We start from the raw sequence: 19,432 nt of genomic DNA, 5'->3' as shown, positions 1-19,432 counted from the left end.
AGTCAGTTCAAAAGAGTTCGGCAACAGGGGATGGGGAACCGTGGGTGGGGTCGGTGTCACGGCCGAGGACTTGGGGGTCAAGGGGCCGCGCGGCTGGGCGTTCCGGGGGATCTCCCTGGACGCCGGGCCCGGGTCGCTGATCGCCGTCGAGGGGCCGTCGGGGTCCGGGCGTACGAGCCTGCTGCTCGCGCTCACCGGGCGGATGAAGGCGTCCGAAGGGACCGCCCGCGTGGGCGGGTCGACGCTGCCGAAGCAGTCTGCGGCCGTACGGCGGGTCGGCGCGCTGGCCAATGTCGCCGGGGTCACCGACCTCGATCCGGCGCTGACCGTCGGCGAGCACCTGCGTGAACGGGCCGCGCTGCAAAGGCGGTTCGGGGACTCTGTGCGCGCGTTGCTGCGGCCGCGGACCGAGCGGGCGGCCGAGGCGGGGCAGCGGATCGAGCGGGCGCTGACCGCCTCCGGTCTCGACCTCGACGCCCTGCCCAAGGGCTCACGGACCGCCGTACGGGATCTGGAACGGCCGCAGGAGTTGCGGCTGTCCATCGCGCTGGCGCTGATCGGGCGGCCGGCGCTGCTCGGTGTGGACGATGTCGATCTCAAGCTCTCGGATACCGAACGGGCGGAGATCTGGGACCTGTTGAGGTCACTCGCGGATTCCGGAACGACTGTCGTGGCAGTGTCCACCGAGTGGACGGAGAAGGCCGATGCACGCGCCCGGACTGGCCGCGCTTGAGCTACGGCGCTTCGGCAGGGGCAAGCTGCCGCGCGCAGCGCTCGTCGCCCTCCTGCTGCTGCCGCTGCTGTACGGCGCCCTGTACCTGTGGTCCTTCTGGGACCCGTACGGCCGCCTGGACCGCATCCCCGTGGCGCTCGTCAACGACGACAAGGGCGTCACCGCCGACGGGAAGAAGCTCGCCGCCGGCGACTCCATCACCGAAGGGCTGCTCGACAGCAGGACCTTCGAGTGGCACGAGGTGAGCGCGGCCACCGCGCGGAAGGGCGTCGAGGACGGCACGTACTACCTGTCGTTGACCATGCCGGCCGACTTCAGTAGGCGCATCGCCTCCAGTGCGGGCGACTCCCCCGAGACGGGCGCGCTCCAGGTGCGCACGAACGACGCGAACAACTACATCGTCGGGCAGATCTCCCGGACCGTGTTCAGCGAGGTGCGCTCGGCCGCGTCCACCAAGGCCTCGCGGACCTTCCTGGACCGGATCTTCGTGTCGTTCTCCGACATCCACGGGCAGACCGTGAAGGCGGCCGACGGCGCCGACCGGCTCAAGGGCGGGATCGGGACGGCCGAGGCGGGCTCCAAGGATCTCGCCGACGGTCTGAAGGACGCCAAGAAGGGCAGCGGGAAGCTCTCCAAGGGGCTGGAGAAGCTCGACACCGGTGCGGGCGGCCTGGAGGACGGTTCGAAGCAGGTGGCGGCCGGGACGCAGACCCTCGCGGACACGGTCAACGGGGTCGCCGACAAGGTGGGGCCCTTCCTGAAGGACAACGAGAAGACCATCGGGGACACGGCCCAGTTGGTCGCCGACTCGGCGAGGACGATCCGCGCGAACCTCGGGACCCTGGTGAAGGCCGCCCCGGTAGCCGCCGAGGGAGCGCACTCGGCCTCGGACACCCTGGACGACGTCTACAGGGCGCGCTGCGAAACCGCCGTCCTGGACGACGCCGCCTGCCCCGACCTCAAGAAGGCCGCGCAGGCCGCCTCCGACGTGGCCAAGGTCGCCGACGACGTCAACAGCCTGGTGGCGGACCAGAACGGCGACCTGAAGAAGCTCGACACGAACCTGCGCACCCTCCAGACCCAGGCCCAGGCGCTCGCCGACCGCGCACCGCACCTCTCCGAGGACCTCGACGACGCGGTGGCCAGGATCAACAAGCTGAACGACGGCGCCGGGAAGGTCGCCGCGGGCGCCAAGACCCTGCACACCGGGCTCGGCACGGCCAAGACCGGCGCGACCGCCCTGGACACCGGGGTCGGCAGGCTGAAGACCGGCGCCGTGGACCTCAGCGGCGGCCTCTACAAGCTCGTCGACGGCTCCGGGAAGCTCGCCGGCGGACTGCACGACGGCGCGGCCCGGATCCCCGACTACGACAAGCAGGACCGCGAGCAGCGCACCGGAGTCATGGCCGACCCGGTCCGACTGGCCTCCCAGGACCTGCACAAGGCGCCCAACTACGGCACCGGATTCGCCCCGTACTTCATCCCGCTGTCCCTGTGGGTGGGCGCGATGGTGGCGTACATGCTGATCACGCCCATGAACCGACGGGCACTCGCCGCCGGCGCCCCGGCCCGGCGGATCGCGCTCGCGGGCTGGCTGCCGGTGGTGGCGGTCGGGGTGCTCCAGACGGCGGCCCTGATGGCCGTACTGCACTGGGCGATCGGTCTGGAGATGGCGCACGCGGCCGGCACGGTCGGCTTCCTGTTCCTGGTGTCGGCGTGCTTCGCGGCGATCGTGCAGTGGCTGAACGCACGCTTCGGGGCGGCGGGCCGGATCCTCGTACTCGCCCTGCTGATGCTCCAGTTGACGTCGGCGGGCGGCACCTATCCGGTGCAGACCAGCCCGGGCTTCTTCAACGCGATCCATCCCTTCCTGCCGATGAGTTACGTAGTCGAGGCCCTACGGAGGCTCATCACGGGCGGCGGCCTTGCACCCGTGTGGCACGCGTGCGTGGTGCTCGTAGCCTTCACCGCGGGCGCGCTCGCGCTGACCGCGCTGTCCGCGCGGCGTCGCCAGGTGTGGACACTGGACCGGCTGCACCCGGAGCTGAGCCTGTGACCTCGCCCAGGACCTCGGCACCCGTGCCCACCGCCGGAGCCGGGCCTGTGACAATCAGGCCCATGGAAAGCAGCAGCACCCCGTCGGGCGGCAGCACGCGCCGCGAGGCCACCCGGCAGAAGCTCTACGAGGCGGCCGTCACCCTCATCGCCGAACAGGGCTTCTCGGCCACCACGGTGGACGAGATCGCCGAGCGTGCCGGGGTCGCGAAGGGCACCGTCTACTACAACTTCGCCAGCAAGTCCGTCCTCTTCGAGGAGCTGTTGCGGCACGGCGTGGGCCTCCTCACCGCCTCTCTGAGAGAGGCCGCCGAGCAGACCGCGCGGGACGGCGGCAGCAAGGTGGACGCCCTGGACGCGATGATCCGCGCGGGCCTCGGTTTCATCGCCCGCTACCCGTCCTTCACGCAGCTCTACGTGGCCGAGCTCTACCGCACCAACCGCGCCTGGCAGTCCACGCTCATGGTGGTGCGCCAGCAGGTGAACGCGGCCATCGAGGACGTGCTGCACGCGGGCGTGGCGAACGGCGAGTTCAGCCCCGAGATCGATGTCCGGCTCACGGCCGCCGCGCTGGTCGGGATGGTTCTGGTGGCCGCCCTGGACTGGCAGTCGTTCCAGCCGGAGCGCTCCCTGGACGACGTCCACTCGGCGTTGTCCCGGCTGCTCCAGGGGCGGGTCAGCGGGGGGCACTGAGCGCACGCACAGAAGCGCCGGTCCGTTGTGGCCGCGTCCCCCGCGGGCCACCCCGAACCGGCGCTCCCTTGTGCTTCCCCGTACGTTCCCCCTGTTGGAACCCCCGTCGGTCAGTCCCCCTGGGTTCCCCCGTGCCTCGCTTCCGCCGACGTTCCGGCGGAAGGAGCGGCCAAGGGCGCGGGCCCCGTTCCGCCGCCCCGTGTCGGCGGTGCCGGAGCCGCGCCCCTTTCCGTGTCCCCACTCTCTCGTTCGCGCAGGTCGCACCCCATCCGCGCGCGTACTCATCTCACTCCCTAGGTACGCATACTCAGCCGTACGCACTCAGGCCCAGGACGCCCTGTTGCCGAGTGGTTACTATCGCCCCCGTGTCCGTACTCCCCCTGGTCTTCACCAGCGGCTGGGCCAGCGGCATCAACGCCTACGCGGTGGTGCTGCTGCTCGGTGTCTTCGGCGCGACCGGGGTGAGCGACGCCGTCCCCGAGTCGCTGCAACGCCCTGAGGTCCTCGTCACAGCGGCCGTGCTGTTCCTGTGCGAGGCGGTCGCCGACAAGATCCCCTACGTCGACTCCGTGTGGGACTCAGTGCACACCCTGATCCGGCCGGCCGCCGGGGCGTGGGTCGGCGCGGTGCTCGCCGGACACAGCGGATCGTTGAACGATGTGGCGGCGGGGCTGATCGGCGGTTCGACGGCGCTGGCCAGCCACACGGTCAAGGCCGGGACGCGAATGGCGATCAACACCTCGCCGGAGCCGTTCAGCAACATCGTGGTGAGTCTCGCGGAGGACCTCGGGGTCGGCGGGATCGTCTCGTTCGCGATGTTCCATCCGCAGGCGGCGGCGATCATCGCGGCCGTGCTGCTGGCGGCCGGGCTGACGGTCCTGTTCTTCCTGGTCTCGCGGATCCGCCGGTTCCTGCGCCGCCGGGCCCAGCTCCGGGAGGAGAAACGGCTGGCCTCGCAGGTGGGAGGGCCACCGGACCGGCCGCCCTGGTGACGGTCCGTGACCGGGCTGTCAGTGGCGGCCGATAAAGTCGCGGGCATGGCACGGATTGCGGTGATCGGCGCCGGCATGGGCGCGATGGCGGCCGCTGCCCGGCTGGCCGTCGCGGGCCACCGGGTGGCGGTGTACGAGCGTACGGAGACGTACGGCGGTGCGGTGCGCCGCTTCGAGCGGGACGGCTTCTCCTTCGACACCGGCCCCGGGCTGCTGCCCGTGCCCGCGGTCTACCGCGACCTGTTCATCAAGACCGGTAAGCAGCCGCTGGAGGACCTGGTCGAGCTGGTCCAGGTCGACCCGTCCTCGCGGCACGTCTTCGCGGACGGCACGGAGGTGTCGCTGCCGAACGCCTCCCGCGCGGGCGTCGTCACGGCCCTGGACGAGGCCCTGGGCGGCGGCGCGGGGCAGCGCTGGGGCGACTTCCTGATCCGGGCCCGCGAGGCCTGGGACCGCACCCGCAGGCCTCTCCTGGAGGAGCCGCTGTGGCCCAACTGGTCGGTACTGGCCGCGCAGGAGCCCTATCCGGCGGTTCCGCACAAGAAGCTGCTGCGCACCCGCCGGGCGAGCACCCTCGCCGAGATCGGCGCCTGGGAACTGCGCGACGACCGCCTGACGGCCCTCCTGGAGAGCCACGCCCTCGCGTACGGCCTCCATCCCCGGTCCGCTCCGGCGAGCGCGGCCGTGCTGCCGTACATGGAGCACGCCTTCGGCACCTGGTATGTGCGGGGCGGCATGCGGGAGTTGGCGCGTGCGGTGTACGAGCGGTGTCTGGTGCGGAAGGTCGAGTTCGTCTTCGGGGCCGAGGTCGCCCGGGTCCTGGAGAAGGACGGGCGGGCGGCGGGGGTGGAGTTGGGCGACGGCACCGTGGTCGACGCGGATCATGTCGTGGCGGATGTGGACCCGGTGCGCCTGTGGGCCCTGACCGAACATCCACTGGACGAGGACGGTGACGTGCGCGCCGACCGGGTCTCGCCCAGGCCCGCACGCCTGACGCTCCTGCTGGCCCTGCGCGGCCCGCGCGAGGCCGGAGCCGTCCACCGGACGGTCGTCCACGCGCCGGACCGTGAAGCCGAGTTGGACTTCCTGGCTTCCCCGGGCGGCGACGAACCCCGCTGCCCCACCGTGACGGTGCTGCGCCCCGACGACTCCGCGCTACGGCCGGACGGCGAGCACGAGTCCGCGGTGGTGTCCGCCGTGCTGTCGAGCGAAGCCGGTTGGGGAGAGGAGGGCACGGTCACGCGTTACACCGACTTCCTCCTCAAGGCCGCCGAGTCCGCCGTACCGGGCCTGCGGGAGCGCCTGGTCTGGCACGAGGTGCGCACACCCGATCACACGGAGGACGAGACGGGTGCCCACTTCGGTGCTGTGCCCGCCCCGTCGCTCGCCGCCGGTCAGGGCCGTTTCCTGCACCCCGCGAACACCACGCGCCTGCCCGGTCTCTACCGCGTCGGCGGCTGGTCGCACCCCGGCGGCGGGCTGCCGCACGCCGGCATGTCGGGGGCGCTGGTGGCCGGACTGATCGTGGAGGGACCGCAGTTCAGAGGGTCTCAGTAGGCTTCAGAAACGGTACTGCTCGTCGTAGCCGGGGCCCGACTGCGGCTGCTGCTGTTGCTGCTGGCCGTCGCCCTGGTAGTACTGCTGGTCCGCCGGGACTTCGCCGCCGTAGGTCTCGTCGTTGCGCTGCTGCGGGACCCACACCCCGCCGGCCGGGGTCTCGCCCACATAGCCGTTGTTGCCGTACTGGTCCTGCGTGTAGCCCTGTTGGGGATACTGCTGCTGGCCGTCGTAGCCCGTGTCGTACGTGGCGCCGCCGTAGGTCTGGGTGCCGATGTACGGGTCGGAGTAGGCCGCGTACTGCTGCTGGCCGGTCGTGTCGTAGCCGTACTGCTGCTGGTCGTAGCCCGCGTAGGTGTCGTAGCCGTACTGCTGCTGGTCGGCCGCCGCGTAGGCCTGGTCCTGGGGCTGGCCGGCCGCCGCTGCCGCGTAGGCCTGGTCCGTGCCCGCGTAGTTCGGGTCGGCGGCGTTCGCGTAGGCGGTGGCGCTGTAGACGCCGTAGGAACCGGTGTCGTCCGGCAGGGGCTGCGGCTCGTAGACCGAGGTGGTCTCGGCGGCCGTGGGGTCGAGCGGGCGGTTCGGCGTGAAGACGTCGTCGCGGTCGTAGTCGTCGTCCGCGCCGAAGTCGGACTTGTTCTGGCCGTAGTCCTGGAAGGCGGGCTGGGAGCCGGTCGAGTCGAGGCCCGAGGCGTCCAGGCCAGGGTCCTGCTCGTCCGGTTCGCCGCCGCGGCGCATGAAGCCGCCGGCGCCGGGCCGGCCGGAGACCGCCCAGCCGGCTTCGAAGCCGCGGCGGAACGACAGGGTGACGTAGGTCTGGCCGATGGCGAAGGCCACCGCGCCCAGTCCGATCACGACTACGGAGGGCATGAGAACGCCGAGCACGACGCCCAGGAAGCCGACGAAGGCAAGCAGTCGCCAGCGCAGTCGCGCCTTGTACTGCAGCAGCACCTCACCGAGCAACCACAGTGCGACGATGCCGAACGCGATGTAGAGGACCGTCCAGCCCATGTACGCCCCTCTCCCAGTGGCCGCTACGCAGTGTGTCGTATGTCCGGGCGGCCGGTCTAGACCCGCGGTGGGTGGTGCAGGCCCAGGTTCTCGTAGATTTCCAGCGTCGCCGTGGAGTTGTTGAGCGTGATGAAGTGCAGTCCGGGCACTCCCTCGGCCAGCAGCCGGGCGCAGAACTCCGTGGCGAAGTCGATCCCGATCGAGCGTACAGCCGCCGGATCGTCTTTGGCTGTGAGGATTCGCTCTTTCAGAGCGTCCGGGATGACGGCGTTGCTGAGCTGCGGCAACCGTTCCAGCATCCGCACGCTGGTCACCGGCATGACCTCGGGGATGACCGGTGTGGCACAGCCTGCCGCCTCGACCCGGTCGCGCAGGCGAAGATAGGACTCCGGGCGGAAGAACATCTGGGTGATGGCGTAGTCGGCGCCGGCCCGGCACTTGTCGACGAAGTGCCGCACGTCCGTGTCCCAGTCCGGGGAGCGCGGGTGCAGTTCCGGGAAGGCGGCGACGCCGACGCAGAAATCGCCCGACTCCTTGATGAGCCGGACCAGTTCGGCCGCGTACGTCAGGCCCCGGGGATGCGCCACCCAGTCGGCCATGGGGTCGCCGGGCGGGTCGCCGCGCACGGCGAGGATGTTGCGGATCCCGGCATCGGCGTACTGGCCGATGATGTTGCGCAGTTCGGCGACGGAGTGGTCGACCGCGGTGAGGTGGGCGACCGGGGTGAGCGTGGTGTCGGCGACGATCTGCTCGGTCTCCTTGACGGTGCCCGCGCGGGTCGAACCGCCGGCGCCGTAGGTCACGGAGACGAAGTCGGGGGCGACCGCCTCGACCCTCCGCAGCGCGCTCCACAGGCTTCGCTCACCCTTGGGGGTCTTCGGCGCGGAGAACTCGAACGAGTACGTGTTCTTGCCGGTCGCGAGCATGTCGCGCACCGTCCGTGCGCGATCGGTCCTGGTGGATGCGATTCCGAAGGCCATACCCGCAGGTTAGTCAGGGGACGGCGGTCCCCCAACCGGAACCGGAAATTTGCCTGATTTGTCGCCCCGTTGTCCACCCACCGGACAACAGCCCGACACTCTGACCGTCCTCAGGGCTGCCGGAGCCGCTTGGCGAACTCGGCCGCCGCCGCGCCCGGGTCGTCGGCCTCCGTGATCGCCCGTACGACGACGACCCGGCGGGCGCCCGCTTCAAGCACCTCGTCGAGGTTGCCGAGGTCGATGCCGCCGATGGCGAACCAGGGGCGGTCGGTGCCCAGGGCGGCCGTGTACCGGACCAGGTCGAGGCCCGGGGCATGGCGGCCGGGCTTGGTGGGGGTCGGCCAGCACGGGCCCGTGCAGAAGTAGTCCACGCCCTCTTGGACGGCGGCTGCGGCGGCCTCCGCCTCGGCGTGCGTGGAGCGGCCGATCAGGACGTCGTCGCCGAGGATCGCGCGGGCCGCGGGGACCGGGAGGTCGCCCTGTCCCAGGTGCAGTACGTCGGCGTCGGCGGCGTGGGCGACGTCCGCGCGGTCGTTGACCGCGAGCAGTCTGCCGTGCCGGGCGCAGACGTCGGCGAACACCTGGAGGTGCTCCAGCTCCTCGGCGGCCTCCATGCCCTTGTCGCGCAGCTGCACGATGTCGACCCCGCCGGCCAGGACCGCGTCCAGGAACTCCGGGAGGTCCCCCTGCCGCCTGCGGGCGTCCGTGCAGAGGTAGACCCGGGCGTCGGCGAGTTCCGCGCGTACGGCGGCTGCGGTGTCGGGCATGGCGGTGTCCCCCGTTGTCGTTCGTCGTCGTGCGCGGTGGTGCCGTGTACGGGCCGCGGGCGGGCGCGCCGCGGGCCCGTACACCGGTCGGTCGTCCGGGTCAGCCGGTCGTCCGGGTCAGACGGCGAGCGCCTGGGCGCGGCGCTTCACCTCCGTGCCGCGATTCTCGCTCAGGGCCTGCGCGGGGGTGCCGGGCAGGCTGGGGTCGGGGGTGAAGAGCCATTCCAGCATCTCTTCGTCGGAGAAGCCGTCGTCCCGCAGGAGCGTCAGGGTCCCGGTGAGGCCCTTGACGACCTTCTGCTCGGCCCCGTCGATGAAGGCGGCGGGGACGTGCAGCGCGCGGTTCTCACCACGGCGTACGGCGATGACTTGGCCCTCCTTGACCAGCTGCCGCACGCGTGTCACCTCGACATCGAGCATCTCTGCGATGTCGGGCAGCGTGAGCCAGGCGGGGACGAGAGCATCGATCTTTGCGTCAATCTCGGTCACGTAAACAGCGTGCCATCCCGGACTGACAGTCGGAAGCCGGGCCGGTCCGACTCGGTGTCACGAACTAGGCGATAGCGGCCTTCATCGGGAGGGAAGGGTCCGCCAGCGGTCCGGGATTCATCGGCGTGCCCGACTCGATGAGGCGGCGGCCCTGGGCCAGGTCACGGGGTCGGCCGACCGCGAGAAGGGCCACCAGGCGGTCTCCGCGCAGCCAGCAGACGGTCCAGGCCGGGGTGGCCGGGTCGCCGCGCCACAGGAGTGTGTCGGCGGACGCGTGATGGCCGACGTACTGGACGAAGCGGCCGAACTGCTCGGACCAGAAGTACGGCACCGGGTCGTAGACCGCCGGGGTCTGGCCGACGATGTTCGCGGCGACCGTGCGCGGGCCCTGGAGGGCGTTGTCCCAGTGGTGGACGAGAAGGCGCTCGCCGTACCTCCCCGAAGGGAAGGATGCGCAGTCGCCGACCGCGTACACGTCCGGCACCGAGGTGCGCAGCCGGTCGTCGGCCACGACCTCGCGGTGGGCGCCCAGCTCGATGCCGGAGTCCGCGAGCCAGCCGGTGGCGGGGCGGGCGCCGATGCCCACCACGACGGCGCCGGCGGGCAACCGGGTCCCGTCGCCGAGGACCACCTCGCCGGGTTCGACGCGCTCCACGCGCGTGTGCGTGCGCAGCACGGCTCCGGCGTCCGCGTACCAGGCGGCCATGGGCGCGGCCACCTCTGCGGGCAGCGCGCCCGCGAGCGGCCGGTCGGCGGCCTCCACGACGGTCACCGCACAGCCCGCCTCGCGCGCGGCCGTGGCGAACTCCGCTCCGATCCAGCCCGCGCCGACGACCACGATGTCGTGCTGGCGCGCGAGCACCGGCCGCAGCCGCTCGGCGTCGTCCAGGGTGCGCAGCAGATGCACCCCGGGGATGCCGTCGGCGCCCGGTAGTTGGATCGGTTCGGCCCCGGTGGCCAGCACGAGGACGTCGTACGGCACCGGGCCCTCGGCGGTGTCCAGTTCGTGGTCCACGGGGCGCAGGCCCACCACCTCGCGGCCGAGCCGGAGTTCGATGCCGAGTGCCTCGAAGTCGACGTCGAAGGCGGAGCCCTCGGCCTTGCCGAGCAGGACCGCCTTGGACAGCGGGGGCCGGTCGTAGGGCTGATGGGGTTCGGCGCCGAGAAGGGTGACGGTGCCGGTGAAGCCCTGTTCGCGCAGGGCGACCGCGGTCTGCACCCCGGCCATGCCCGCGCCGACGACGACCACGCGCCGTCCCGCTCCCGCGCCCTGTCCCGGTGTCTGCTCGCTCATCCGATCACCATAGACACCTGACAAATCGTCAGTCAGGGGGCGCGTTCAGTGACCTGTTCCACAACACTCGTCCCGCTGCCCTGCTGCGACTCCCACTCCCAGGTCTCGTCGAGGCGGACGCGGCCGTCGGACAACTCGACCACTTCGGACACGCAGTGCCCGGAGGACGTCGTCCCGTCCGTCTTCAGCTGTACGTACCGGAAGTCGAGCCGGTCCCCCGCGCGCGTGCCGACGAGATGCCCGCGGACGACGTCGCCGCCCGCGTACTCGGCCCAGATCTCGCCGTCCTTCTCGTGGTACTCGAACCGGGTGCAGGTGCCGACCTGGCCCGGTGCCTGGTCCGCGACCGGGGCGAGGACGAGACCGTCGAGCGAGCGGGCCATGGACGGAGGCTCCCTTACTGAGACATACGGCTCGGGCTAGGGTGGCCAACGTACAAGCACTCGCGGGAGTCCGGACGCACCGGGCTGAGAGGGAGGCTGGCGGCCTCCGACCGTACGAACCTGATCCGGGTCATGCCGGCGAAGGGAGGGGCTGGACGCCCATGCCTACACGTACGTCAGACGTCCTCGTGGTCGGGGGCGGGATCATCGGCCTGGTCACGGCCTGGCGGGCCGCGCAACGCGGGTTCGCGACCGCCGTCGTGGACCCCGAGCCGGGCGGCGGGGCCGCGCAGGTGGCCGCCGGGATGCTGGCCGCCGTCACGGAACTGCACTACGGCGAACAGACCCTGCTGGCCCTCAACCTGGCCTCGGCGCAGCGCTATCCGGACTTCGCGGCCGAGCTGACCGACCTCACCGGCCTGGACCTCGGCTACCGGCGCTGCGGCACCCTCGCCGTCGCCCTGGACGCCGACGACCGCGCCCATCTCCGTGAACTGCACGCCCTCCAGCACCGTTCGGGGCTGGACTCCGAGTGGCTGTCCGGGCGCGAGTGCCGGCGGCTGGAGCCGATGCTCGCGCCGGGGGTGCGCGGGGGGCTCCGGGTCGACGGGGACCACCAGGTCGACCCGCGGCGGCTGACGCGGGCGCTGGTGGCCGCGTGCGAGCGCGCCGGGGTCGCCTTCCACCGGACGTGGGCCGAGCGGCTCACGGTCGGCCAGGACCGCGCCACGGGGGTCGTCACGCGCGAGGGGGATGTGCTCGGCGCGGACCAGGTGGTGCTCGCGGGCGGCAGCCTCAGCGGGCGGCTGGCCGGGGTCCCCGACGACGTCCTGCCGCCCGTACGGCCCGTGAAGGGGCAGGTGCTGCGGCTGACCGTGCCGGAGCGGTACGCGCCGTTCCTGAGCCGGACCGTGCGGGCCGTGGTGCGCGGCAGCCAGGTCTACCTGGTGCCGCGCGAGAACGGCGAGCTGGTCGTCGGCGCCACCAGCGAGGAACTGGGCTGGGACACCGCGGTGACCGCCGGCGGGGTCTACGAACTGCTGCGCGACGCCCACGAGTTGGTCCCCGGCATCACCGAACTGCCACTCACCGAGACCCGGGCCGGACTGCGCCCCGGCTCCCCCGACAACGCGCCACTGCTCGGCCCGACTGCACTCCCGGGACTGCTGCTGGCCACCGGGCACTACCGCAACGGCGTACTGCTCACACCAGTCACCGGCGACGCCCTCGCGCACGCGCTGGCCACGGGTGAACTCCCGGACGAGGCCCGCCCGTTCACGCCGAAGCGGTTCGGCGCCGGAGCACTGGTGGAGCAGCCCGTATGAACGTCTCCGTCAACGGGGAGCCCCGGGTGATCGATCCCGGCACGGCTCTCGACACCCTCGTGCGCACCCTGGCCCCGTCGCCCGCCGGGGTGGCCGCCGCCCTCAACGAAACCGTCGTCCCGCGCGCGGAGTGGCCCTCGACCTCCCTCTCCGAGGGGGACCGCGTCGAGGTCCTGACCGCCGTCCAAGGAGGCTGACCCATGGCCGACGACCCCTTCGGCCCCTTCTTCATCGGGGCTACGTCCTTCACGTCCCGGCTGATCATGGGCACCGGGGGCGCGCCCAGCCTCGACGTCCTGGAGCGCGCCCTGGTGGCCTCCGGAACCGAGCTCACGACGGTCGCGATGCGGCGCGTGAACGCTTCCGTGCACGGTTCGGTGCTGTCCGTCCTGGAGCGGCTCGGCATCCGGGTGCTGCCCAACACCGCCGGCTGCTTCACGGCGGGCGAGGCGGTGCTGACGGCGCGGCTGGCGCGGGAGGCGCTCGGGACGGCACTGGTCAAACTTGAGGTGATCGCGGACGAGCGCACACTGCTCCCCGATCCCATCGAACTGCTGGACGCCGCCGAGACCCTGGTCGACGACGGCTTCACGGTGCTGCCGTACACGAACGACGATCCGGTCCTCGCGCGGAAGCTGGAGGACGTCGGGTGTGCGGCGATCATGCCGCTGGGGTCGCCGATCGGCTCCGGGCTCGGGATCCGCAATCCGCACAACTTCCAGCTGATCACCGAGCACGCGCGCGTGCCGGTGATTCTGGACGCGGGGGCCGGTACGGCGTCCGACGCGGCGTTCGCGATGGAGCTGGGATGCGCGGGTGTGATGCTCGCCTCGGCGGTGACACGGGCGCAGGAACCGGTGCTGATGGCGTCCGCGATGCGCAGCGCGGTCGAGGCGGGGCGGCTGGCGTTCCGGGCGGGGCGTATCCCCCGTAGGCACTTCGCCGAGGCGTCGTCTCCTGCGGAGGGCCTGGCACGGTTGGACCCGGAACGTCCTGCCTTCTGATCCCCCGCTCCACAGCGTGCGATCCGTCACAGCTCGGCTGCAGTACCGCCCCGAAACTGGCCGAAAAGAGGGCGCTGTCAGCCTCGGCTCGTACACTCACCTGCGTGGATACGACCCTTCATGACCCTCTCGTCGGGCAGTTGCTCGACGGCCGCTATCGCGTCGACGCGCGGATCGCCGTCGGCGGGATGGCCACGGTCTACCGGGCCGTGGACACCCGCCTGGACCGGGTTCTCGCACTCAAGGTGATGCACCCGACGCTGGCGGCCGACGCCTCCTTCGTCGACCGGTTCATCCGCGAGGCCAAGTCGGTGGCGCGGCTGGCGCATCCGAACGTGGTGCAGGTCTTCGACCAGGGCGCCCAGGGGGCGTACGTCTATCTGGCGATGGAGTACGTCGCCGGCTGCACCCTGCGGGACGTGCTGCGCGAGCGCGGCGCTCTGCAGCCGCGGGCCGCGCTGGACATCCTGGAGCCGGTGCTGGCCGCGCTGGGTGCCGCGCACCGGGCCGGGTTCGTGCACCGGGACATGAAGCCGGAGAACGTGCTCATAGGGGACGACGGCCGGGTCAAGGTCGCCGACTTCGGGCTGGTGCGGTCCGTGGACACGGTCACCAGCACCACGGAGAACGTGCTCGGCACGGTCTCGTATCTCGCGCCGGAGCAGATCGAGGGCGGCACGGCGTCCCCCCGGGTCGACGTGTACGCGTGCGGTGTCGTCCTGTACGAGATGCTGACCGGCCAGAAGCCACATGACGGGGACTCCCCCGCGATCGTGCTCTACAAGCACCTGCACGAGGACGTCCCGCCGCCCTCGGCCGTCGTGCCGGGGCTGGCGTACGAGCTGGACGAGCTGGTCGCCACGGCCACCGCGCGCACTCCGGACATCCGGCCGTACGACGCGGTCTCGCTGTTCGGGCTGGTCCGCGAGGCGCGGGCGGGGCTGAGCGACGAGCAGCTGGACGCGGTGCCGCCGCAGGCGCTGACCTCGGAGCATCCCGACTCCGAGAACCGTACGAGTGTGATCCCGCGCTCGCTGACGGTGCCGCGTCCGCTGCCGGTCAACGAGGACGACGGGCCCGGTGACCCGTACAACCGGACCAGCCGGTTCGAGAGCGGGCCGCCGCTGCCGCCCCGGCGGCGCGACGCGCGGCGGCCCCGGCGCGGGCTGCTGGCGATCATTGCCGCGATCCTGCTGGTCATCGGGGTCGGGACGGGCGTCTGGTACATCAACTCCGGCCAGTTCACCAAGGTCCCGCCGCTGCTGGCGAAGACCGAGGCGCAGGCGAAGGAGCGGCTGAAGGAGGCCGGTCTCGACGTCAAGTCGGTCAAGCACGCCTACAGCGACACCGTGAAGCGCGGCACGGTCATCAGCACCGACCCGGTGGCCGGCGCCCGCATCCGGGACAACGACTCGGTGGCCCTGACCGTCTCGGACGGCCCGGAGACCGTGAAGGTGCCCGACCTGGAGGGCTACGCCCTGAGCAAGGCGCAGGCCCTGCTCAAGACGGACGGGCTGGCGGCCGGCATGGTCACCAGGGAGTTCAGCGACGACGTCCCCAAGGGCTTCGTGATCAGCACGGACCCCGGGGCGGGCACCGAGCGCCACGCGGGCTCCGCGATAGCCCTGACCGTCAGCAAGGGCAGCGCGGTCGACGTGCCGGACGTCACCGGTGAGGACCTGGACACCGCGAAGTCGGACCTCCAGGAGGCCGGTCTCACGGTGAAGGTGTCCGACACCGAGGTCACCTCGGAGTACGACGCGGGCCAGGTCGCCCAGCAGACCCCCGCCGGCGACAGCCAGGCCGCCGCGGGCGACACGGTGACGCTGACCCTGTCCAAGGGCCCGGAGCTGGTCGAGGTCCCGAACGTGGTCGGCGCGAGCGTCGACGCGGCGACGAAACTCCTCGAACAGTCCGGCTTCGAGGTCAAGGAGGACCGCGGTCTGCTCGGTCTGTTCGGCGACACCGTGAAGAAACAGTCCGTGGACGCGGGCGAGCAGGCTCCCAAGGGGTCGACGATCACGATCACCATCCGGTGACGGGGGCGGCACGCGCGCGTGACACCCTGGTCGGGTGAGTAGCGCGTCCCCCTCCCGCATCCCTTCCCGCAACCCCGTCGGCGGCCATGTCCCCGTGGCCGGCGGTCTCCACTCCGTGGGGCTGTCCTACGCCCGTGAGCTGGCCGCCGAGACCGTGCAGGTCTTCGTCGCCAACCCGCGCGGCTGGGCGACACCGGCCGGGAACCCGCGCCAGGACGAGGAGTTCCGCGCGGTGTGCGAGGCCGAGTCGATCCCGGCGTACGTGCACGCGCCGTACCTCATCAACTTCGGCTCGCACACCGAGGCCACCGTGGAGAAGTCCGTCGAGTCGCTGCGGCACTCACTCCGGCGGGGACGCGAGATCGGCGCGCTCGGTGTGGTCGTGCACACCGGGAGCGCTACGGGCGGGCGGGCGCGGGCCGTGGCGCTGGCGCAGGTGCGGGAGTATCTGCTGCCGCTGCTGGACGAACTCACCCACGACGACGACCCGTTCCTGCTGCTGGAGTCGACCGCCGGTCAGGGTTCCTCGCTGTGCTCGCGGACCTGGGACTTCGGGCCGTACTTCGAGGCGCTGGACGCCCATCCGAAGCTGGGCGTGTGCCTGGACACGTGCCACATCTTCGCCGCCGGGCACGACCTGACCGGCCCGAGCGGGATGCACCGGACGCTCGACCTGCTGGTGGACACGGTCGGCGAGGGGCGGCTGAAACTGATCCATGCCAACGACTCCAAGGACGTCGTCGGCGCCCACAAGGACCGCCACGAGAACATCGGCTCCGGGCACATCGGCGAGGATCCGTTCCGCGCGCTGATGACCCACCCGGCGACCGAGGGCGTACCGCTGATCATCGAGACGCCCGGCGGCAAGGAAGGGCACGCGGCGGACATGGAGCGGCTGAAGAAGCTCAGGGACTCGTAGCCCCGAAGGGGGTTACAGCTCCGGCCCCTCGCCCGGGCCCTCCTGGTACGAGTACCGCTGTTCCTTCCACGGGTCTCCGACGTTGTGGTACCCGCGTTCCTCCCAGAAGCCGCGCCGGTCGGCCGTCATGTACTCGACGCCCCGGACCCACTTCGGGCCCTTCCAGGCGTACAGGTGGGGGACGACCAGGCGGAGCGGGAACCCGTGTTCCGCGGTGAGGAGTTCGCCGTCCTTGTGGGTGGCGAAGATCGTGCCCTCGGCGGCGAAGTCGGCGAGCCGGAGGTTGGCGCTGAAGCCGTACTCCGCCCAGACCATGACATGGGTGACGGCGGGTGACGGCGGGGCGGTCTCCAGGATCGTGCGAGCGGGGATGCCGCCCCATTCGGCGCCCAGCATGCTGAACTTCGTGACGCAGTGCAGATCGGCCACGACCGAGTCGTAGGGCAGCGCCGTGAACTCGTCGTGGTTCCAGCAGTGCTTGTCGGCGTCGGCGGTGGCGCCGAAGACCCTGAACTCCCAGCGCTCGGGGCGGAACTTGGGGACCGGGCCGTAGTGGGTGACCGGCCAGCCGCGCTGAAGTCGCTGGCCGGGCGGCAGCTCGGACTGTTCGACCCCTCTCTGACCCATGGCTCCATCCTGACAGACGGGGGCCGGTGCACATGACCGGCTCTGGGCGGATTCGGGCAACTCCTACTAAGCATGCACTTACTGGACGACCTCTTCGCGCCGGTGCAATCATGCGGCGCAACCCGCCAGTTCCCCTTGTTTTGGAAGGAGCCTCTGCGATGCAGGGCGACCCCGAGGTCCTCGAGTTCCTGAACGAGCAGCTCACCGGCGAGCTGACCGCGATCAACCAGTACTGGCTGCACTACCGCATCCAGGACAACAACGGCTGGACCAAGCTCGCCAAGTACACGCGTGAAGAATCCATCGACGAGATGAAGCACGCGGACAAGATCACCGAGCGCATCCTGATGCTGGACGGTCTGCCGAACTACCAGCGGCTGTTCCACGTCCGGGTCGGCCAGACGGTCACCGAGATGTTCCAGGCGGACCGGCAGGTGGAGGTCGAGGCGATCGACCGGCTCAAGCGGGGTATCGAGGTGATGCGCGCGAAGGGCGATGTCACGTCCGCGAACATCTTCGAGGACATCCTGGAGGACGAGGAGCACCACATCGACTACCTCGACACGCAGCTCCAGCTGATCGAGCAGCTCGGCGAGGCGCTCTACATCGCGCAGCAGATCGAGCAGCCCAGCTAGGGTCCCGCCGGGGTCCGCCCCTAAGCGGCTTCGTCCAGTTCGGCGAAGACCGACGCGCCCTCTTCCACGAGATCGCGGCGCGGGCAGTTGCCGCGGCCGAGGATCGCCTGGATCCGGCGGACGCACGAACCGCAGTCGGTGCCGGCCTTGCAGGCGGAGGCGATCTGGCGGGGCGTACAGGCACCCCCACCCGCGTGCTCCTGGACCTGTGCCTCGGTCACCTGGAAGCAACTGCAGACGTACACGCGGATTCACCTCCCGCCGGAACTTGATAAGGCCAACCTAACCTTACCCGGCCCGCAGGTCCTGTAAAAGTGCTGTGGGGCGGGGATCGTATGTGATCCCCGCCCCACGGCACTCTGCTGTAACAGGTGAAACAGTTACTGGTCCCTGTACATCTCGGCGACGAGGAAGGCCAGGTCAAGGGACTGGCTGCGGTTCAGGCGCGGGTCGCAGGCCGTCTCGTAGCGCTGGTGCAGGTCGTCGACGAAGATCTCGTCGCCGCCGCCCACGCACTCGGTGACATCGTCACCGGTGAGCTCGACGTGGATGCCGCCCGGGTGGGTGCCGAGGCCCTTGTGGACCTCGAAGAAGCCCTTCACCTCGTCGAGCACGTCGTCGAAGCGGCGGGTCTTGTGACCGGAGGCCGCCTCGTACGTGTTGCCGTGCATCGGGTCGGTGATCCAGGCGACGGTCGCACCGGACGCGGTGACCTTCTCGACCAGCTCGGGCAGCTTGTCGCGGACCTTGTCCGCGCCCATCCGCACGATGAAGGTGAGCCGGCCGGGCTCGCGGTCCGGGTCGAGGCGCTCGATGTACTGAAGCGCCTCCTCCGCGGTCGTCGTCGGGCCGAGCTTGATGCCGATCGGGTTGCGGATCTGGGACGCGAACTCGATGTGCGCGCCGTCCAGTTGGCGGGTGCGCTCGCCGATCCACACCATGTGCCCGGAGACGTCGTAGAGCCTGCCGGTGCGGGAGTCGACGCGGGTCAGGGCCGACTCGTAGTCCAGCAGCAGCGCCTCGTGCGAGGCGTAGAACTCGACGGTCTTGAACTCCTCCGGGTCGGTGCCGCAGGCCCGCATGAAGTTCAGCGCGTTGTCGATCTCGCGGGCGAGCTGCTCGTAGCGCTGGCCGGAGGGGGACGACTTCACGAAGTCCTGGTTCCAGGCGTGCACCTGGCGCAGGTCGGCATAGCCGCCGGTGGTGAAGGCGCGGACCAGGTTGAGCGTGGAGGCGGACGCGTTGTACATCCGCTTCAGGCGCTCGGGGTCCGGGATGCGGGCCTCTTCGGTGAAGGCGAAGCCGTTGACGGAGTCGCCCCGGTAGGTCGGGAGGGTCACCCCGTCGCGGGTCTCGGTCCCCTTGGAGCGCGGCTTGGAGTACTGGCCGGCGATCCGGCCGACCTTGACCACCGGCACCGAGGCTGCGTACGTGAGCACGGCACCCATCTGGAGCAGGGTCTTCAGCTTGTTGCGGATGTGGTCGGCGGACACCGCGTCGAAGGCCTCGGCACAGTCGCCGCCCTGGAGGAGGAACGCCTCTCCCTTGGCGACGGCCGCCAACCGGGCACGCAGCTGGTCGCACTCGCCCGCGAAGACGAGCGGCGGATACGACGCGAGGTCCGCGATCACTGCGCGCAGAGCCTCGGTGTCGGGGTACTCGGGCTGCTGCGCCGCGGGCAGGTCTCGCCAGGTGTTGCCAGCGCTGGCGCTGGTCTTAGCGTTCACGGTCACGGACTCAACATTACGGGGTCGTGTCGACCGTTTTTCGCGCGGCTCGACAGGTGAGACACCCGCACGCTCAGGTGCGCGTGGGGTAGGGTGCCTCGCATGTTCGCGCACTCGACCCAGCACACGAACCAGAACTGGTGGTGGACCGCTCATCCGGCGGCCCACTGACTGCGCGTACTCCCAGTACTCCGCGAAGGCCGCC

At 71.0% G+C, this 19,432-nt stretch carries 21 protein-coding genes and 1 riboswitch; of the genes, 12 read left to right on the top strand and 9 right to left on the bottom strand.

What is annotated here, in order from left to right; all coding sequences use genetic code 11:
• Positions 1-40: 40 nt before the first annotated feature.
• From ACQHII_RS34915 to ACQHII_RS34895, 5 genes are all read left to right on the top strand, one after another.
• On the top strand, positions 41-733 hold the full coding sequence (locus ACQHII_RS34915) for an ATP-binding cassette domain-containing protein (RefSeq protein ID WP_427923007.1): 693 nt from the start codon (positions 41-43) through the stop codon (positions 731-733).
• Positions 705-2,789 (top strand): YhgE/Pip family protein, encoded by a 2,085-nt coding sequence (locus tag ACQHII_RS34910; RefSeq protein ID WP_427923006.1) that lies wholly within the window; start codon positions 705-707, stop codon positions 2,787-2,789. Before ACQHII_RS34915 ends, ACQHII_RS34910 begins: the two co-directional genes overlap by 29 nt.
• Before the next feature lie 62 nt (positions 2,790-2,851).
• The gene (locus ACQHII_RS34905; protein ID WP_427923005.1) at positions 2,852-3,481 is read left to right on the top strand and encodes a TetR/AcrR family transcriptional regulator; all 630 of its coding nucleotides are present in this window, start codon (positions 2,852-2,854) and stop codon (positions 3,479-3,481) included.
• A 365-nt stretch (positions 3,482-3,846) separates the two neighbouring features.
• Positions 3,847-4,473, top strand: a complete 627-nt coding sequence (locus ACQHII_RS34900) for a DUF4126 domain-containing protein (RefSeq protein ID WP_427923004.1) — start codon at positions 3,847-3,849, stop codon at positions 4,471-4,473.
• A gap of 45 nt (positions 4,474-4,518) precedes the next feature.
• Positions 4,519-6,030 (top strand): phytoene desaturase family protein, encoded by a 1,512-nt coding sequence (locus tag ACQHII_RS34895; protein WP_427923003.1) that lies wholly within the window; start codon positions 4,519-4,521, stop codon positions 6,028-6,030.
• Between the two features lie 3 nt (positions 6,031-6,033).
• Here the strand turns inward: ACQHII_RS34895 and ACQHII_RS34890 are convergent, their stop codons facing one another.
• The 6 genes from ACQHII_RS34890 to ACQHII_RS34865 all read right to left on the bottom strand — a co-directional run bounded on the left by ACQHII_RS34890 (position 6,034) and on the right by ACQHII_RS34865 (position 10,951).
• Positions 6,034-7,038 carry a hypothetical protein gene (locus ACQHII_RS34890; protein WP_427923002.1) on the bottom strand — a complete coding sequence of 335 codons (1,005 nt, stop codon included), beginning with the start codon at positions 7,036-7,038 and terminating at the stop codon, positions 6,034-6,036.
• A 56-nt stretch (positions 7,039-7,094) separates the two neighbouring features.
• A complete protein-coding gene (metF, locus tag ACQHII_RS34885; RefSeq protein ID WP_026178404.1) occupies positions 7,095-8,018 on the bottom strand; it encodes a methylenetetrahydrofolate reductase [NAD(P)H] in 924 nt (307 codons plus the stop codon).
• A gap of 110 nt (positions 8,019-8,128) precedes the next feature.
• Positions 8,129-8,785 (bottom strand): thiamine phosphate synthase, encoded by a 657-nt coding sequence (thiE, locus tag ACQHII_RS34880; RefSeq protein ID WP_427923001.1) that lies wholly within the window; start codon positions 8,783-8,785, stop codon positions 8,129-8,131.
• Between the two features lie 117 nt (positions 8,786-8,902).
• Complete coding sequence (locus tag ACQHII_RS34875; RefSeq protein WP_019067778.1) at positions 8,903-9,274, bottom strand: Rv2175c family DNA-binding protein; 372 nt, start codon at positions 9,272-9,274, stop codon at positions 8,903-8,905.
• 64 nt (positions 9,275-9,338) lie between these two features.
• The gene (locus ACQHII_RS34870) at positions 9,339-10,568 is read right to left on the bottom strand and encodes an NAD(P)/FAD-dependent oxidoreductase (RefSeq protein ID WP_427923000.1); all 1,230 of its coding nucleotides are present in this window, start codon (positions 10,566-10,568) and stop codon (positions 9,339-9,341) included.
• 32 nt (positions 10,569-10,600) lie between these two features.
• Positions 10,601-10,951 (bottom strand): hypothetical protein, encoded by a 351-nt coding sequence (locus tag ACQHII_RS34865; RefSeq protein ID WP_427922999.1) that lies wholly within the window; start codon positions 10,949-10,951, stop codon positions 10,601-10,603.
• A gap of 52 nt (positions 10,952-11,003) precedes the next feature.
• A riboswitch (TPP riboswitch) is annotated at positions 11,004-11,115 on the top strand.
• Here ACQHII_RS34865 and thiO point away from each other — a divergent pair.
• The 5 genes from thiO (at position 11,113) to ACQHII_RS34840 (ending at position 16,238) form a co-directional block, all read left to right on the top strand.
• A complete protein-coding gene (gene thiO, locus ACQHII_RS34860) occupies positions 11,113-12,276 on the top strand; it encodes a glycine oxidase ThiO (RefSeq protein WP_427922998.1) in 1,164 nt (387 codons plus the stop codon). It overlaps the preceding riboswitch by 3 nt.
• Positions 12,273-12,473, top strand: coding sequence for a sulfur carrier protein ThiS (thiS, locus tag ACQHII_RS34855; protein WP_427922997.1), 201 nt, complete (start codon positions 12,273-12,275; stop codon positions 12,471-12,473). Before thiO ends, thiS begins: the two co-directional genes overlap by 4 nt.
• Before the next feature lie 3 nt (positions 12,474-12,476).
• The gene (locus ACQHII_RS34850) at positions 12,477-13,280 is read left to right on the top strand and encodes a thiazole synthase (RefSeq protein WP_427922996.1); all 804 of its coding nucleotides are present in this window, start codon (positions 12,477-12,479) and stop codon (positions 13,278-13,280) included.
• Positions 13,281-13,384: 104 nt separating this feature from the next.
• Positions 13,385-15,319 (top strand): Stk1 family PASTA domain-containing Ser/Thr kinase, encoded by a 1,935-nt coding sequence (gene pknB / locus ACQHII_RS34845; protein ID WP_427922995.1) that lies wholly within the window; start codon positions 13,385-13,387, stop codon positions 15,317-15,319.
• 34 nt (positions 15,320-15,353) lie between these two features.
• A complete protein-coding gene (locus tag ACQHII_RS34840) occupies positions 15,354-16,238 on the top strand; it encodes a deoxyribonuclease IV (RefSeq protein ID WP_427922994.1) in 885 nt (294 codons plus the stop codon).
• A gap of 12 nt (positions 16,239-16,250) precedes the next feature.
• On the opposite strand, the gene ACQHII_RS34835 is transcribed toward ACQHII_RS34840, so the two are convergent.
• Positions 16,251-16,865, bottom strand: coding sequence for a sulfite oxidase-like oxidoreductase (locus ACQHII_RS34835; protein ID WP_427922993.1), 615 nt, complete (start codon positions 16,863-16,865; stop codon positions 16,251-16,253).
• A gap of 158 nt (positions 16,866-17,023) precedes the next feature.
• Between ACQHII_RS34835 and bfr the strand changes: the two genes are divergently transcribed.
• Positions 17,024-17,500 (top strand): bacterioferritin, encoded by a 477-nt coding sequence (bfr, locus tag ACQHII_RS34830; protein ID WP_317885067.1) that lies wholly within the window; start codon positions 17,024-17,026, stop codon positions 17,498-17,500.
• Positions 17,501-17,520: 20 nt separating this feature from the next.
• On the opposite strand, the gene ACQHII_RS34825 is transcribed toward bfr, so the two are convergent.
• On the bottom strand, positions 17,521-17,745 hold the full coding sequence (locus tag ACQHII_RS34825) for a (2Fe-2S)-binding protein (RefSeq protein WP_200711582.1): 225 nt from the start codon (positions 17,743-17,745) through the stop codon (positions 17,521-17,523).
• A gap of 135 nt (positions 17,746-17,880) precedes the next feature.
• Complete coding sequence (locus ACQHII_RS34820; RefSeq protein WP_427922992.1) at positions 17,881-19,233, bottom strand: class II 3-deoxy-7-phosphoheptulonate synthase; 1,353 nt, start codon at positions 19,231-19,233, stop codon at positions 17,881-17,883.
• Between the two features lie 96 nt (positions 19,234-19,329).
• Here ACQHII_RS34820 and ACQHII_RS34815 point away from each other — a divergent pair, with 96 nt between their 5' ends.
• Positions 19,330-19,398: a trp operon leader peptide gene (locus ACQHII_RS34815; RefSeq protein WP_369407086.1), complete on the top strand. Its 69-nt coding sequence runs from the start codon at positions 19,330-19,332 to the stop codon at positions 19,396-19,398.
• The last annotated feature ends 34 nt before the right edge of the window (positions 19,399-19,432 follow it).

Source organism: Streptomyces sp. cg40 (genome assembly GCF_050320165.1).
Taxonomy (GTDB): Bacteria; Actinomycetota; Actinomycetes; order Streptomycetales; family Streptomycetaceae; genus Streptomyces; species Streptomyces hokutonensis.
This window is presented reverse-complemented; position numbering and strand designations above follow the sequence as displayed.

Coding starts and splice junctions, on each gene's coding strand:
- ACQHII_RS34905 (WP_427923005.1), top strand. CDS start 2,852: ATGGAAAGCAGCAGCACCCCGTCGGGCGGCAGCACGCGCCGCGAGGCC.
- ACQHII_RS34870 (WP_427923000.1), bottom strand. CDS start 10,568: ATGAGCGAGCAGACACCGGGACAGGGCGCGGGAGCGGGACGGCGCGTG.
- ACQHII_RS34890 (WP_427923002.1), bottom strand. CDS start 7,038: ATGGGCTGGACGGTCCTCTACATCGCGTTCGGCATCGTCGCACTGTGG.
- ACQHII_RS34835 (WP_427922993.1), bottom strand. CDS start 16,865: ATGGGTCAGAGAGGGGTCGAACAGTCCGAGCTGCCGCCCGGCCAGCGA.
- ACQHII_RS34910 (WP_427923006.1), top strand. CDS start 705: ATGCACGCGCCCGGACTGGCCGCGCTTGAGCTACGGCGCTTCGGCAGG.
- thiS (WP_427922997.1), top strand. CDS start 12,273: ATGAACGTCTCCGTCAACGGGGAGCCCCGGGTGATCGATCCCGGCACG.
- ACQHII_RS34865 (WP_427922999.1), bottom strand. CDS start 10,951: ATGGCCCGCTCGCTCGACGGTCTCGTCCTCGCCCCGGTCGCGGACCAG.
- metF (WP_026178404.1), bottom strand. CDS start 8,018: ATGGCCTTCGGAATCGCATCCACCAGGACCGATCGCGCACGGACGGTG.
- ACQHII_RS34895 (WP_427923003.1), top strand. CDS start 4,519: ATGGCACGGATTGCGGTGATCGGCGCCGGCATGGGCGCGATGGCGGCC.
- ACQHII_RS34850 (WP_427922996.1), top strand. CDS start 12,477: ATGGCCGACGACCCCTTCGGCCCCTTCTTCATCGGGGCTACGTCCTTC.
- bfr (WP_317885067.1), top strand. CDS start 17,024: ATGCAGGGCGACCCCGAGGTCCTCGAGTTCCTGAACGAGCAGCTCACC.
- thiE (WP_427923001.1), bottom strand. CDS start 8,785: ATGCCCGACACCGCAGCCGCCGTACGCGCGGAACTCGCCGACGCCCGG.
- thiO (WP_427922998.1), top strand. CDS start 11,113: ATGCCTACACGTACGTCAGACGTCCTCGTGGTCGGGGGCGGGATCATC.